The sequence below is a fragment of the Micromonospora sp. NPDC005298 genome, assembly GCF_040607375.1.
Lineage (GTDB): Bacteria > Actinomycetota > Actinomycetes > Mycobacteriales > Micromonosporaceae > Micromonospora.
The window spans coordinates 169,205-184,070 of record NZ_JBEXGP010000006.1; the positions used below are offsets into that span (position 1 = coordinate 169,205).

Annotated in this window: 11 protein-coding genes; 5 read left to right on the plus strand and 6 right to left on the minus strand. The window is 72.3% G+C overall.

Features of this window, described 5'->3' with window-relative positions; all coding sequences use genetic code 11:
- Nucleotides 1–49 precede the first annotated feature (49 nt).
- Nucleotides 50–472 carry a DUF2000 domain-containing protein gene (locus ABZS77_RS14005; protein WP_354822341.1) on the plus strand — a complete coding sequence of 141 codons (423 nt, stop codon included), beginning with the start codon at nt 50–52 and terminating at the stop codon, nt 470–472.
- 95 nt (nt 473–567) lie between these two features.
- Nucleotides 568–2,181 carry a ricin-type beta-trefoil lectin domain protein gene (locus ABZS77_RS14010; RefSeq protein ID WP_354822343.1) on the plus strand — a complete coding sequence of 538 codons (1,614 nt, stop codon included), beginning with the start codon at nt 568–570 and terminating at the stop codon, nt 2,179–2,181.
- 47 nt (nt 2,182–2,228) lie between these two features.
- Here the strand turns inward: ABZS77_RS14010 and ABZS77_RS14015 are convergent, their stop codons facing one another.
- The gene (locus tag ABZS77_RS14015) at nt 2,229–4,763 is read right to left on the minus strand and encodes an ABC transporter permease (protein WP_354822345.1); all 2,535 of its coding nucleotides are present in this window, start codon (nt 4,761–4,763) and stop codon (nt 2,229–2,231) included.
- On the minus strand, nt 4,760–5,518 hold the full coding sequence (locus ABZS77_RS14020; RefSeq protein WP_354822347.1) for an ABC transporter ATP-binding protein: 759 nt from the start codon (nt 5,516–5,518) through the stop codon (nt 4,760–4,762). The genes ABZS77_RS14015 and ABZS77_RS14020 overlap by 4 nt, the downstream gene beginning before the upstream one ends.
- 146 nt (nt 5,519–5,664) lie before the next feature.
- Here ABZS77_RS14020 and ABZS77_RS14025 point away from each other — a divergent pair, with 146 nt between their 5' ends.
- Both ABZS77_RS14025 and ABZS77_RS14030 read left to right on the plus strand, forming a co-directional pair.
- On the plus strand, nt 5,665–6,861 hold the full coding sequence (locus ABZS77_RS14025; RefSeq protein WP_354822349.1) for a histidine kinase: 1,197 nt from the start codon (nt 5,665–5,667) through the stop codon (nt 6,859–6,861).
- Nucleotides 6,858–7,496, plus strand: coding sequence for a response regulator transcription factor (locus ABZS77_RS14030; protein ID WP_354822351.1), 639 nt, complete (start codon nt 6,858–6,860; stop codon nt 7,494–7,496). The genes ABZS77_RS14025 and ABZS77_RS14030 overlap by 4 nt, the downstream gene beginning before the upstream one ends.
- Before the next feature lie 78 nt (nt 7,497–7,574).
- On the opposite strand, the gene ABZS77_RS14035 is transcribed toward ABZS77_RS14030, so the two are convergent.
- Nucleotides 7,575–8,966, minus strand: coding sequence for an endo-1,4-beta-xylanase (locus ABZS77_RS14035; protein ID WP_354822353.1), 1,392 nt, complete (start codon nt 8,964–8,966; stop codon nt 7,575–7,577).
- A gap of 37 nt (nt 8,967–9,003) precedes the next feature.
- On the minus strand, nt 9,004–10,347 hold the full coding sequence (locus ABZS77_RS14040; protein ID WP_354822355.1) for a PHB depolymerase family esterase: 1,344 nt from the start codon (nt 10,345–10,347) through the stop codon (nt 9,004–9,006).
- A gap of 304 nt (nt 10,348–10,651) precedes the next feature.
- Between ABZS77_RS14040 and manD the strand changes: the two genes are divergently transcribed.
- The gene (gene manD, locus ABZS77_RS14045) at nt 10,652–11,860 is read left to right on the plus strand and encodes a D-mannonate dehydratase ManD (protein WP_354822357.1); all 1,209 of its coding nucleotides are present in this window, start codon (nt 10,652–10,654) and stop codon (nt 11,858–11,860) included.
- A gap of 8 nt (nt 11,861–11,868) precedes the next feature.
- Here the strand turns inward: manD and ABZS77_RS14050 are convergent, their stop codons facing one another.
- Nucleotides 11,869–13,998: an alpha-glucuronidase gene (locus ABZS77_RS14050; protein ID WP_354822359.1), complete on the minus strand. Its 2,130-nt coding sequence runs from the start codon at nt 13,996–13,998 to the stop codon at nt 11,869–11,871.
- Between the two features lie 94 nt (nt 13,999–14,092).
- Nucleotides 14,093–14,782 carry a DUF624 domain-containing protein gene (locus tag ABZS77_RS14055; RefSeq protein WP_354822361.1) on the minus strand — a complete coding sequence of 230 codons (690 nt, stop codon included), beginning with the start codon at nt 14,780–14,782 and terminating at the stop codon, nt 14,093–14,095.
- Nucleotides 14,783–14,866 lie beyond the last annotated feature (84 nt).

Below are 14,866 nucleotides of genomic sequence, written 5' to 3' on the forward strand. Positions count from 1 at the left end.
CTAAGAACGTACAAGACCGGGCGGGGTCGGCACCGGCAGGCTCGACGCCATGACCGAACCGATCCGCTTTCCCACCAAGATCGCCGTTCTGCTCCGCAACGACCTGGCCGGCTGGCAGCGACTGAACGTCACCGCCTTTCTGGTGAGTGGCATCGCGCACGCCGGGCCGGAGCTTCTCGGCGAGGAGTACCGCGACGCGGACGGGACGGCGTACCTGCCGATGTTCGGTCAGCCGGTGCTGGTCTTCGCCGGCGACCGGGCGACCCTGACCAACGCGCACTCGCGGGCCCTCGCCCGCGGGCTGCGGCTCGCCGTGTTCACGTCCGAGCTGTTCGCCACCGGCAACGACCGGGACAACCGGGCCGCCGTGCAGGCGGTCGGCCGGGAGAAGCTCGACCTGGTGGGGTTGGCCCTGCACGCGGGGCGCACGGTCGTGGACAAGGTCCTCAAGGGAGCGACAATGCATCAGTGACATCGGCAATTGCGGCGAAGGCATTGATATCGATGCACGTGACTGTAATGATTAACAGACTTTACAGTTGTTTCGCCGCCCGGAAGGACCTCGACATGGCGCGACGAACGGCCGGGCACACAGCCCGCCACCCCCGCATCAGGTTGACCGCCGCCCTCGCCGCGGCCCTGCTCGCCGTACCGACCGGCCTGGTCGTCGGCGCCTCCGCCGCCACCGCCGCCGCGACGGGCGCCATCACCGGGTACGGCGGCAAGTGCGTCGACGTGGCCTCCGCGAACCCGGCCAATGCCACACCGGTCCAGCTCTACACCTGCAACGGCTCGACGGCGCAGCAGTGGACGGTGGGCGACGACGGCACCGTGCGGGCACTGGGCAGGTGCCTGGACATCGCCGCCGCCAGCACCGCCAACGGGGCACGCGTGCAGATCTACGACTGCAACGGCACCGGCGCGCAGCAGTGGTCGGCGAGCGCCGGGCAGCTGGTCAACCCCACCTCCGGCAAGTGCCTCGACGCGACCGGCCCCAGCTCCGCCGACGGGACGCCACTACAGATCTGGAGCTGCACCGGCACCGCCAACCAGACCTGGGCACTGCCCTCCGGCGGCGGCACCCCACCGCCGTCCTCGGGCGGATTCACCCACCCCGGCGTCCTGGTCAGCCGGGGCCAGCTCGACTTCGTCCGGGGGCGGGTGCAGGCCGGCGCACAACCGTGGGCGGCGGCGTACACCCAGATGATGGGCAGCAGGTACGCCTCGCTGTCGCGTACCCCCGCGCCCCGCGCGGTCGTCGAGTGCGGGTCCTACTCCAACCCCAACAACGGCTGCACGGACGAACGCGAGGACGCGATCGCCGCGTACACCGACGCGCTGGCCTGGTACCTGACCGGCGACGCCCGGTACGCGCAGAAGTCCATCCAGATCATGGACGCCTGGTCCGCGACGATCACCTCGCACACCGGCAGCAACGGGCCGTTGCAGACCGGCTGGGCCGCCTCGGTCTGGCCCCGGGCCGCCGAGATCATCAAGTACACGTACTCCGGCTGGCCCAACGCCGACCGCTTCGCCACCATGCTGCGCACCGTCTACCTGCCGGTCGTGCGCAACGGGTCGAACAGCAACGGCAACTGGGAACTGACCATGATGGAGGCCGCCGTCGGCATCGCCGTCTTCCTGGAGGACCGCACCGCCTACGACGCGGCGGTCACCCGCTTCCTCAACCGCGCCCGGGCCTTCGTCTACCTGCCCAGCGACGGCGCGCTGCCGTACACGGTGCCCGGCAGCGGCCTGGACACCAGCGCCGAGATCATCGGCTACTGGCAGGGCCAGTCCACGTTCGTCGCCGGCCTCGCGCAGGAGACGTGCCGGGACTTCGTCCACACCGGGTACGGGATCTCCGCCATCTCGCACGTCGCGGAGACCTCCCGCATCCAGGGACGGGACCTGTACCCGCAGGTCGGTGAGCGGCTGCGGCAGGCACTCGGCTTCCACTCGCGCTACCAGCTCGGCGAGGCGCCACCCTCCTGGCTGTGCGGCGGCAGCCTCACCCGTGGCCTCGGCCCGATCACCGAGGTCGGCTTCAACGCGATGAGCAACCGGTTGGGCAACGTCATGACCAACACGCAGACCCTCACGCTGCAACAGCGACCGGCCGGCACCAACAACCTCTTCGTCGCCTGGGAGACGCTGACCCACGCCGGCAACCCCAACTGACCCGGGCGACAGTGGGCCGACGCCGCCGCGTCGGCCCACTGTCGTGTTCAGCCGTCCAGGCCGAGCGCCACCACCGGGCTGACCCGCGCCGCCCGCCGCGCCGGCAGCACCCCGGCCAGCGCGGTCAACGCCACCAGCACCACGAACAGCCCGACCAGCGGCGTCACCGGCACGGTCAGGGGCGCGTTGATCCCGAGCGTCCGCACCGCCAGCCACGCGTACGGAACGCCCAGGAGCAGACCGATGGTCGCACCGATCACCCCGTAGAGGCCGGATTCGGCGGTCAGCATGGTGCGCAGCCCGGCCCGGGACAGGCCGACCGCGCGGAGCAGACCCGACTCGCGGGTGCGCTCCACGACGGACAGCGCGGTGGTGGACCCCACGCCGACGACGGCGATCAGCACGGTGAGGCCGACCAGGCCGACAGCGATCCAGACCAGCGTGCTCAGCACCGCGTCGTGGCGGTCCCGCTCGTCGGCGAGGACCGTCAACCCCACCCCCTCGCTGCCGCCGATGGCCTGCCGCAGCGCCCGCACCCCGGCCGTGCGGCCGTCCTCGCCGGTGGCCGCCGCGTCGGCGAGCAGACCGGTGTACGCGGTGGGCACGCCCAGCCGGTCGAGGTCACCCCGGTCGGCCAGGATGCCGGCGTGCAGCGGGCCGTGGTCGGGCAGGACCGCGCCGACGCGTACCTCGACGCTCCTGGTGCCGAGGGCGAGCGTGGCGGTGTCGCCGGCGCGCAGTCCGGTGTCGCGGGCGACCCAGCTGCCGAGGACGACGCGACCCGGTCCACGGTCGGCCAGGGAACCCTGCGCCACGTCCAGGCTCCGCGTCGTCGGCAACGCGGCCACGTCCAGGTCACTCGTCGGGTAACCGGACGTGTCGTCGCCGAGGCGGCTGGCACCGCGGGTCAGCGTGACCTCGTCGACCCGTCGGTACGGCACCACCCGGGCGAGCGCCCCGCGTGCGGTCTCGGCACGGGTCACGACGGCGGCCGGGAGCGACCCGTCGTTGGTGGTGACCTCGAAGTCGGTCGGCGCGGAGAGCGCCATCTCCCGGTCGGCGAGCATCCCCATCGACGCGCCGCCGATGACCACCCCGGAGATCAGGGTCACCCCGAGCGCGACCACCACGGAGACCGCGGCGGCACGGCGTGGCGTTCCGCCGATCCCGCCGACCGCCAGCCGGCCGTGTGGGCCGAGCTGACGCAGCGGCCAGCCCACCACGGCCAGCACCGGCCGCACCAGCAGCGGACCGAGCGCCACCAGCGCGAAGAACGCCAGCGAGCCGGACCCGACCAGCAGGAGCAGGGGCATCGTCGGGTCGTACGACTCCTGGTCGGGTGTCGGCAACCGGTGCCACGTGCCGACGGCGGCGACGACCGCACCCACGGCCAGCAGCAGCCCGGCGACGAGGCGGACCGCACCGACGCCGCGCTGGCCGGCGGCGGTGCTCGCCGTGCGCAGCGCCTCGAGCGGGGCGACCCGGGAGGCGGACAGCGCCGGCGCGAGCACCGCCAGGACGGTGATCACGACGGCACCGAGCACCACCGCGACCGCCGCCGCCAGCGGCAGGCCGGGTGACGAGACGGCCATGCCGGAGGCGCGCAGCACGGCCGGCAGGGCGTACCCGAGTGCGAGTGCCCCGGCGACACCGGCGACGCCGGCGACCAGCCCGGTCAGGGCTCCCTCGGCGGTCAACGCGCCCACCAGTGTCGCGCGGCCCGCGCCGACCGCGCGCAGCAGCGCGAGCTGCCGCATCCGCTGGGCGAAGACGATGCGGAAGGTCGAGGTGACCACCAGCGCCGCGGCGATGACCGCGATCGAGACGAACACGCCGACCAGGACGAAGAGCCTGCCGACCTGCTCGGCGGCCGCGTTGGCCTCGGCCTGGCGCACCTCGGCGCCGGAGCGGACCGGCTGCCCGGACCCGACGACCGCGGTCACCAGTCGACGGACGGACTCCGCGGACTCGCCGGACGCCACCCGCACGTCGATGCGCTGCACGGTGCTCAGGCGCGCCCAGGCGGTCACGAGGCGGTCCGGTGCGTACGCGTCGTAGCCGGCGTCGTCCGGGGTGTCGACCATGCCGGTGACGGTGAGCCGGGTGGGCGTGGTGAGCTCGCCGCCGGTACCGCTGGTCGAGGCGCCGACCGCGAGCCCGAGCCGCTCGGCGGTACGCGGGGTGATGGCTATCTCGCCCGGCTGCTCCGGGTAGCTGCCCTGGATCAGACGGGCGGTGCCCAGCGGGCCGGAGCCGGGGTCGGCGTGCAGGTTGAGGTACCCCTCGCCGAGGGAGACCCCGATCGTCGTCCGGCCCACCGCCTCGGTCACGCCGGGTACGTCCCGGACCCGCTGGAGCTCCATGGTGCTGGGTGGCGGCTGTTCGGGGTCACCGATCACGAGGTCGGTGGCGGCCGGGGTGCCGCTGAGGTTGTCCCGCACGGTCCGTTCGGTGATCTCCTGTACCAGCACGGTGCCGAAGACGACGAACGCGGCGACCAGGATGGCCAGGCCGGTCAGGACGAGTCGGCCGGGGCGGCGAGCGACGGCGCTCACCTGGGTACGCAGCACGGTCGCCCTCATGCCGCCGCCGCCAGATCACGCAGCGCGTCGGTCACGGAGCCCTGGTCCGGTCTGTCGATCTCGCCGGCGACCCGCCCGTCGGCGAGCAGCACGACCCGGTCGGCGTACGCGGCGGCGATCGGGTCGTGGGTGACCATGACGACGGTCTGGCCGAGGTCGCGTACCGAGTTCCGCAGGACGGTGAGCACCTCCGCCCCGGAGCGGGAGTCGAGGTTGCCGGTCGGCTCGTCGGCGAAGACCACCTCGGGTCGTGACACCAGTGCCCGCGCGAGCGCCACCCGCTGCTGCTGGCCGCCGGACAGTTCGCTGGGTCGGTGTCCCAGCCGGTCGCCGAGGCCGAGTACCCGTACCAGGTGCTCCAGGAGCTGCCGGTCGGGCGCCCGGCCGGCGAGGTCCAGCGGCAGGGTGATGTTCTGCGCCGCGGTGAGCTGCGGCAGCAGGTTGAACGACTGGAAGACGAAACCGATCCGGTCGCGGCGTACCCGGGTCAGCGTCCGGTCGGACTGACCGGTGAGCTCCGAGCCGCCGAGCAGGACGCGGCCGGAGGTCGCCGTGTCCAGGCCGGCGAGGCAGTGCATGAGCGTCGACTTGCCGGACCCGGACGACCCCATGATCGCGGTGAACTCGGCCCGGCCGAAGCCGACCGAGACCCCGTCCAGCGCACGGACCGCGGTGTCGCCGCTGCCGTACACCTTCACCAGGTCGACGGCGGCGACCGCCGCGTGACCGGTCTGCGGCGGGGCGTGGGTTGTCATTGTTCCTCCAGGGGCTGCGATGTGACCCGGGAAGCGTCGCCGTGGCCGGAGGGTTGGCGCATCGGCCCGGGGCCGGGTATCGCCGACGTCGGGTCTGCCTTTCGGCTGATCTGCCGTCGACACGCGGCTGGCTACGCTGGGTCATCATGAGCGCGCTGGATCTTCGACGATGGTGGGTACGCCTGGCCCAGGCCGCCGGCCTGGTGGCCTTTGGCCTGCTCGCCCTCTTCGACTTCGCGTCCAGCACGCAGGACATCCCCAGAGTCACAACTCTGCTGTTCCTGCCGGTGCCGATGGGGCTGGCGGTGGCGACGGTGCCGATCTGGCTGCCGGTGCACCGGCTGGGTTCCCGCCGGCTGCCGCTGGCCGCGCTGGCACTCGCCACCGCCTCACTGGCCGTGACCGTGGCGATGGTGTTCCTCTCCGACGGCATGCTGCCCGCCCGCACCTGGGGGCTGGCCGAGTCGGCCGGGCTGATCGGGGTGGTGTTCGTGGTGACGCGCTGGGGCGCGCCCCGGCCCGCTCTGGCGGCCGCGGTCGCCGCCGGGCTCGCCGTCGCGGCGATGCCGCTGCGCGTCGGCACCGACAACCAGCTGGTGATCTTCGGTCTGCTCCAGGTGCTCGCCGCTGCGGGTGCCGCCGGGGTGGGGCTCTACCTGCGCGTCATCGCCGCCGGTCGGGAGCGGGCGATCGCGCTGGTCCGAGCCGAGCAGCGCGCGGAGTTCGCCCGTGACCTGCACGACTTCATCGCCCACCACGTGACGGGCATCGTGGTGCAGGCGCAGGGTGCCCGGTTCGTCGCCGAGCAGGACCCACGTCGGGTCATCGTCGCGCTGGAGCAGATCGAGCGGGCCGGAGCCGAGACTATGGCCTCGATGCGGCGGATGGTCGGGATCCTGCGTAACCCCGATGCTCCGCCGGACGCGCCGCTGGCCCCGCTGGCCGGCGTGACCGACCTGGTGCCGCTGCTGGCGGGGTTCAACGGGACGGCGAACGCGCCGGCACGGCTGCACGTCGACGGCGACCTGGACGGGCTACCGGTCGAGGTGTCGACGTCGGCGTACCGGGTGGTGATGGAGGGGCTGACCAATGCCCGTCAGCACGCCCCCGACGCGCGGGCGGTGTATGTGTCGGTGCGTCGTACCCCGGACTGGCTGCTGGTCCGGGTCGCCGACGACGGCGCGTCGCCACGCACCGCGCCGGCTCGGGGGCACGGCTTCGGCCTGGTCGGCCTCGCCGAGCGGGTACGCGCCCTCGGCGGCACGATCACCGCCGGGCCCGGCGTCGCCGGCGGCTGGGTGCTCGATGCCGCTTTCCCGCTGCGTTCGGCGGTGGTCCGGTGATCCGGGTGTTGATCGCCGACGACCAGGCGATGGTCCGTACCGGCTTCAGCATGATCATCGGTGCGCAGCCGGACATGGCGGTGGTCGGCGAGGCGGCCGACGGCGTCGCCGCCGTCGAGTTGGCCCGGCGGCTGCGACCGGACGTCGTGCTGCTGGACATCCGGATGCCCCGCCTCGACGGCCTCGAGGCGCTGCGGCTGCTCGCCGGGCCGGGTGTCACCGACCCGATCCGGGTCGTCGTGGTGACGACCTTCGACCTCGACGAGTACGTGCACACGGCGCTGTCCAACGGCGCCTGCGGTTTCCTGCTGAAGGACTCCGGGCCGGCGCTCCTGGTGGAGGCGGTCCGCGCGGCCGTGTCGGGCGACGCGCTGATCAGCCCGTCCATCACCGTACGGCTGCTGGAGCACCTCAGCTCACCCGCTCCGAGGTACGACGACGGCGGCCTGTCGCCACGGGAGCTCGACGTCGTCAAGCTCGTGGCCCGGGGCCTGACCAACGCCGAGATCGCCGCCCGGCTCTTCATCGCGGTCGGCACCGTCAAGACCCACCTGGCGAGCGTGCAGACGAAGCTCCCGGCCCGCAACCGGGTCGAGATCGCCGCCTGGGCCTGGGAACGTCGCCTCGTCGGCTAGGGTCGCGCCCCGACCGACCCCGCGCGGGCCGGCCGGTGCGGAGGTTCCGGGCACCCTCCACACCGGCCGGTGCTCACGTCAGCCCGCCGCGCAGGTCGGGGTCAGCGTGCCCGCGGTGCCGTTGGCCTGGAAGCCGAACTCGGTGGACTGTCCGGCGCCGACCTGGCCGTTGTAGGCCACGTTCCGGAAGTTCGTCGTGCCGGTGTTGCCGCTGCGGTCGGCGCTCCAGGCGTTGGTGACAGTCGCGCCCGACGGCAGGGTGATCGTCACCGTCCAGCCGTTGAGGGCCGACGAGCCGGCCGTCACCCGGACGTTCGCCACGAAACCGCCGGTCCACTGGTTCACCGTCACCGCCGCGGTGCAGCCACCCGGCCCCGGGGGCGGGGTCGTCGGCGGGTCGGTGGGCGGGTCGGTGGGCGGCGGGGTCGTGGGCGGTTCGGTGGTCGGCGGGGTGGTGCCGTTGTTCAACGCGGTGAGCACCGCGTCGTACGCCGGCTTCTTGGCGCCGCTGCTGGTGAACAGCAGAGGGGTCTGCGAGGACCGCCACGAGTCGCTGTCCCGGATCCCCCACACCGTGATGCCGTTGCAGCGGGCCACCGCCAGGCAGTCCTCCACCACGCTGCGGTACGTGGACGCCGAGGCGCCCTGGATGTCCAGCTCGGTGATCTGCACGTCCACGCCGAGCGCCGCGAAGCTGGACAGCGTGGTGCGGTAGTTGCTCGCGTACGGCGACTCGTTGTTGAAGTGCGACTGGAACCCGACGCAGTCGATCGGGACGCCACGGGACTTGAAGTCCCGCACCATGTTGTAGACGGCCTGGGTCTTGGCCCAGGTCCAGTTGTCGGTGTTGTAGTCGTTGTAGCAGAGCTTCGCGCCCGGGTCCGCCGCCCGTGCGGCACGGAACGCCGCCTCGATCCAGTCGTTGCCGGTGCGCTGCAGGTTCGAGTCACGACGAGCGCCCGAGTTGCCGTCCTCGAACGCCTCGTTCACCACGTCCCAGGCGTAGATCTGGCCCCGGAAGTGCGTCGCCACCTGGGTGACGTGGTTGAGCATCGCCTGTCGCAGCGCGCTGCCGCTCATGCCCTGCATCCAACTGGGCTGCTGCTGGTGCCAGGCCAGGGTGTGACCGCGTACCTGCATCCCGCGACTGCGGGCGTGGTTGACGATCTGCTCGGCCGAGCTGTAGCTGAACCGGCCCTGCTGCGGCTCCGTCGCGTCGATCTTCATCTCGTTCTCGGGCGTCACCATGTTGAACTCGCGGTTCAGGATCGTGGTGTACGCGCTGTCCGACAGCTTGAACGCCGCCACCGCCGTACCGAAGTACCGGCCCTTCTCGGCGGCCGACGCGCCGAGCGTGGTGCCGGCGGAGGCGGGCGCCGTCAGCACCAGCGCCATCCCGGCGGCGAGGGCGCCGGCCCCGGTCAGCGCGATGGCGGCTCTCGTCGCCGCTCTCCATCTCGCGTTTCTCATCGTGTGGCTCCTTCGTGATGGTGGTGTGGAGAGGAGGTCAGGCGACCGAGCACGTGGCACCGTTCAGGGCGAACGACGAGGGCCTGCCGATGCCGCCCTCGTGGGTGGCCTGGAAACCGATGTCGACAGACGTGTTCGGGGCGATGGTGGCGTTGTAGGAGACGTTGCGGGCGGTCACCGCACCGCTGGTCGGGGAGTACTGCGCGTTCCAGCCGCTGGTGATGCGCTGCCCACTGGGCAGGGTGAAGGTCAGCGACCACCCGTTCACGGCGGCGGTACCGGTGTTGGTGATGGTCACGCTCGCGGTGAGGCCGTTGTTCCAGGCGTTCACGGTGTAGCCGACCCGGCAGGCGCCGGTGGTGGGCGGCGGAGTGGTGGGGGGCGGCGTCGTCGGGGGCGGGGTGGTCGGCGGCGGGGTCGTGGGGGGCGGCGTCGTCGGCGGCGGGGTGGTCGGCGGGGGCGTGGTGCCGTCCAGCCCGAAGAAGCGGATCACCTGCGCCGCGTCGACCGGCAGGTTGTGCGTGACGCCCTGCATGCTGATCGCCTCGACCGGCGCCATCGGGCCGCTGCTGCCGTACCGGGTGCGGGTGTAGCCGGACTGCGGCGAGTCGGTGTACGTCGGGGTCTGGCTCAACCCGTGCACGTTGGTCCACTGCTTGACCTGCTCGCCGAAGTTCGGGTAGCGCAGTGTCTCGTCGTTGGTGCCGTGCCAGATCTGCATGCGCGGCCGCGGGCCGGTGTAACCCGGGTACGCCCCGCGGACCAGGTCACCCCACTGCTGTGCGGTCTTGATGAGCTGCCCGTTGGCGCACTCGCTGTTCCATTCGGAGCTGCCACCGGTGGCGAAGCAGCCGAAGGGCACTCCGGCGAAGGACGCGCCCGCCGCGAACACGTCCGGGTAGTCGCCGAGCATGACGTTCGTCATCATCGCCCCGGACGAGGTGCCGGTGGCGAAGATCCGGGCCGGGTCGGCGGAGTACCGCTGCTTCACGTAGTCGACCATCGACATGAGACCGACCGGGTCGCTGCCCCCACCTCGGCGCAGGGCCTGCGGTGAGGCGACGTCCCAGCACTTGCTGCTGCGGGTCACCGACGGGTAGATCACGATGAATCCGTACCGGTCGGCGAGGGACGCGTACTGGGTGCCGGAGTGGAACGCCGGGCCCGACCCGGTGCAGTAGTGCAGGGCGAGCAGGACGGCCGGCCGGGTGGCCACCCGGTCCGGGACGTACAGGTGCATCTGGAGGTTCGTGGGGTTGGTGCCGAAGCCGGTCACCTGTGTCAGCGTCGCCGCCGATGCCGGCGCGGCGAACGTCAGCGCGGCGGCGGCCAGCGTGAGGACCGCCAGGACGGCGCCGAACAGCCTTGTCTTGAGTGTCATCGTTCGCGATCCCTCGGGGGAATTGGCGCATGGAAGGGGGGTAAGTCGAGGACTGCCCTTCGCCCGACCCTGACCGCGGCTCGCGTGACCACGTCAGCTTCAATCGAGCGCGTTCGATTGTCAAGACTTCCGGAATCCTTTCGGAAGGCGGGACAGGGCGCGAGCTGCCCACGAGGAGCCCTGACCGGACATCGATGGGCGGGCTATCATCGATGCGTTCTCGAAACGTGTCGGGCTCGCCCCATCCCTCGCGGCACCCCCCTGCGCCCGTCCACACGGGACCCGAGGGCTCGAAGGAGATCGAGTGAAGATCGTCGACGCCCGGGTCATCGTGACCTGTCCGGGCCGCAACTTCGTCACCCTCAAGATCGTCACGGACGAGGGCGTCACCGGCGTCGGGGACGCCACCCTCAACGGCCGGGAACTGGCCGTCGCGTCGTACCTGCGCGACCACGTGGCGCCGCTGCTGATCGGCCGGGACCCGGCCCGCATCGAGGACACCTGGCAGTACCTGTACCAGGGGGCGTACTGGCGGCGCGGGCCGGTCACGATGAGCGCGATAGCCGCCGTGGACACCGCCCTGTGGGACATCAAGGGCAAGGTCGCCGGCCTACCCGTGTACCAGCTACTCGGCGGCCGTTCCCGCGAGGGAGTCACCGTGTACGGCCACGCCAACGGCGAGACCGTCGAGGAGGTGCTGGTGGAGGTCGCCCGCTACGTCGACCTCGGCTACCGGGCCGTACGGGTGCAGTGCGGGGTGCCGGGCCTGCCGAAGACGTACGGGGTCAGCGCCGACAAGCTCTTCTACGAGCCGGCCGACGCGGCGCTGCCCAGCGAGGCCACCTGGTCGACGCAGCGCTACCTGTCGCACGTGCCGAGCGTGTTCGCCCGGGTCCGCGACGAGTTCGGCCCCACCCTGCGGCTGCTGCACGACGTGCACCACCGGCTCACGCCGATCGAGGCGGCCCGGCTCGGCCGCAGCCTGGAGCCGTACGCGCTCACCTGGATGGAGGATCCGGTCCCCGCCGACCTCCAGGAGGGCTTCCGGTTGATCCGGCAGCACACCACCACCCCGGTCGCCGTCGGCGAGGTCTTCAACAGCATCTTCGACGCCGCGCAGCTCATCCGGGAACAGCTCATCGACTACATCCGGGCGACAGTGGTGCACGCCGGCGGCATCACCCACCTGCGCCGGATCTTCGACCTCGCGGCGCTGCACCACGTCCGCAGCGGGTCGCACGGGGCCACCGACCTCTCCCCCGTCTGCATGGCCGCGGCGCTGCAACTGGACATCTCGATCCCCAACTTCGGGCTCCAGGAGTACATGCGGCACACCGCGCAGACCGACGAGGTGTTTCCGCACGGCTACCACTACGCCGACGGCTACCTTCATCCCGCCGAGGCCCCCGGTCTCGGCGTGGACATCGACGAGGAGGCGGCGGCACGGTATCCGTACGCGCCGGCGTACCTCCCGGTGAACAGGTTGGAGGACGGCACCGTCCACCCCTGGTGACCGGCGGATCAGTAGATGCGCCGCCCCCGCGCGTCCGGCACACCCGACTTGCGGAAGAAGTACGTGTTGACCTGGTCGCGCCACTCGGTGGCGCAGCGCACCTGTTCGTCGAGACGCTCGGCCACCCGCTCGTACACCGTCGGGTCGATCATCCCGTTGAGCGTGCGCCAGCGGCGCCGCATCGTCTCGGTCTCCTCGACGCCCGCGAAGTGGGTGTCGTAGATGTGCTGGATGACCGTCGAGCCGTTGTGCAGGACGTGCGAGTACGGGACGTGGTGAAAGAAGAGCAGCAACTCATCGGGGCACGTCCGGGGCGACTCGTACACCTGCGCCCAGTACGGCGGGTACTGCCCGGCGAAGCCGGTGCCGGACGCGCGACTGCGGTCCACGCCGACGCCGTCCCGGTCGGCGAAGTGGTAGGTGCCCCACCGGGAGTACTCGTACCCGTCGACGTCGGGGCCGTAGTGGTCGCCGGGGTGGACCATGAAGCCGACGCCCAGCGGGGCGGTGTACCGCTCGTAGGTCCGCCACGAGTCGTCCATGATCTCGTGCAGGGTTCGCCGGACCAGTTCCGGTTCGGCGGTCGCCGACGGCGGGAAGGTCAGCGTCATCCACTCGTCGAGAACGGCCGTCGGGTCGAGCCGTGGGTCCCAGGCGAGCCGCCCGAAGGTGTACAGGTTGGCCTGCGCCAACGGGTGTCCGGTCCAGAACGGGTCGTCGCCGGTGTTGGCGACGGCGACCAGGCCACCACCGGACCCCGCCTCCCCGACGGCCATCTCGGCGATCGTCCGCCCGCCCGGACCCCAGGGGGCGAACCGCAGGACCTCGCCCCACCAGGGGCCCAGGTGGCAGATGTGCCGCTGCTGGCCCGTGTACTCCTGGGTCACCTGCACCTCAAGCGCCACCCGGGTCGCCGGCATCGCGGCGAGGACCGGTGAGACCGGTTCGCGCGTCTGGAAGTCCACCGGGCCGTACTTCACCTGTAGGACGACGTTGGTGCGGAATTTCCCGTCCAGCGGTGTGAAATGGTCGTACGCGGCCCGCGCCCGGTCGGTGGACCGGTCCCGCCAGTCCTGGTGGTGGTCGTAGACGAACGCCCGCCAGTGCACCACTCCCCCGTGCGGGGCGAGGGCCTCGGCGAGCAGGTTCGCCCCGTCGGCGTGGTCACGCCCGTACGTGAACGGGCCGGGCTGCCCCTCCGAGTCGGCCTTCACCAGGTAGCCGCCGAAGTCCCCGATGCGGTCGTACACCCGGCGGGTGGCGGCGGCCCACCAGTCGCGGACGGCCTCGTCGTGGGGGTCGGCGGTCGGCAGTCCGCCGAGGAGCACCGGCGCGGCGAAGCTGACCGACAGGTGCACCCGGATTCCGTACGGGCGCAGCACGTCGGCGATGTCGGCCACGTCGCCGAGCCGGTCGGTGAGCAGCAGCGCCTCCGTGCGCGCGACGTTGACGTTGTTCACCGAGATCGCGTTGACGCCGCTGGCCGCCAGCAGCCGCCCGTACGCGCGCACCCGGGCCAGGTCGCCGCGCGCACAGCCGTCGCGCCAGAAGATGGAGCCGCCCGCGTACCCCCGTTCGACCTGGCCCATCACCGGGTGCACGGCCACGTTGTCCCAGTGGTTCAGCATGCGCCGGCGCGACGCCGGCCGGTGTCGCTCGGGTGGGCGGGTCGGGTCGAAGGCCGCCGCGCAGAGCCGGACCACGTGGAACAGCCCGTACAGCAGGCCGCCGGGCGCGTCGGCCAGCACGACCGTCACGTCGCCGTCGCGGGCCAGCAGGAACCCCTCGTCGCCGAGCGGTTCGCCGTCGCCGAGCGCCGCCTCCCCCGCCGACCGCGCGGCCTCCACGGCCGGGTTGGGCAACTCGCCGGCGGCCCGCAGGGCGAGCACCAGGTCGACGTCGACGTTCCACGACGGGGAATGCCACACCCGTCCGCCGTAGCGCGCGCAGGCACGCGAGACCTCGTCGAGGACGGTGTCGACGAGCAACCCCTCACCGTGTACGAGGACGCGGCGCGCACCGAGCGACCGGAACGCCTCCGGGGGCAGCCAGGCGGCGTGCACGCGCGGCTCGTGGGTCTGCGTCGGCTCCCCGACGAACACCGGGTGCTCCACATCGACGGACCTGTCGGCGTTCACCCGTCCTCCCGCACGACGACGCGGTACGCCGGGTGCGGCCCGGCCCCGGGGTCGTGGTCGCCCCCGGGGGGCACGTCGGCGGTGACGGGCAGGCTCATGCGGTGAACTCCTCGCGGATCAGGTGGAGCATCGGGTCGCCGACGCGCAGGAACGCCAGGACCGTCACCGAGGCGAGCATCGCCAGCACCGCCTCGGAGAACACCGCCGTGATCCCGGCCGCCGCGGCCAGCAGCAGGGCGTTGCCGACGGTGACACCGGGGGTACGGACGAGGAAGTGCACGGCCAGACGGAGCACGTCGCGGGTGCGGAAGTCGAACAGCGCGGTGATCAGCAGGGCGTTGGCAGCGCAGAGCGCCACGCCCACCGCGATCAGGACCAGCGGCACGGCCCACCAGCCGGGAAGGCCCACCGCGCCACGGTGGGCGAGGTTCACGGCGAGCACGGTCAGCCACAGCAGCGTCGGCACCCAGACGCGCAGGACGCCGGCCAGGTTGGCCTGGTACCCGCGCCAGAACGCGGCGGCGGGGCGCAGGTCGGTCAGGTCGGGGCGCTGGTGGCGCAGCGCGTACAGGGCGGCGGCGACCGCCGGGCCGACCGGCACCAGAAACAGCGCCACCAGCGGCAGGTTGCTGGCGTCACGGTCGAGCAGGAGCAGTGGGAGCAGGCCGGGCAGGGTGGTGAGCAGGAGCAGCAGCTCGACCACGAGCAGGATGTAGATCCGGGAGGTGGCCCGGGACAGCGGCCCGTCGCCGAACTGCCGCCAGGCGTGCCCCGCGCCGCTCACGGCCGGCCTCCCGGGTCGGCCCCGAGCGGCCGTTCGGCACGGGGCCGCCCGGCGTCGGTGCGGCCGTCGGCGCGCTTGTCGGAA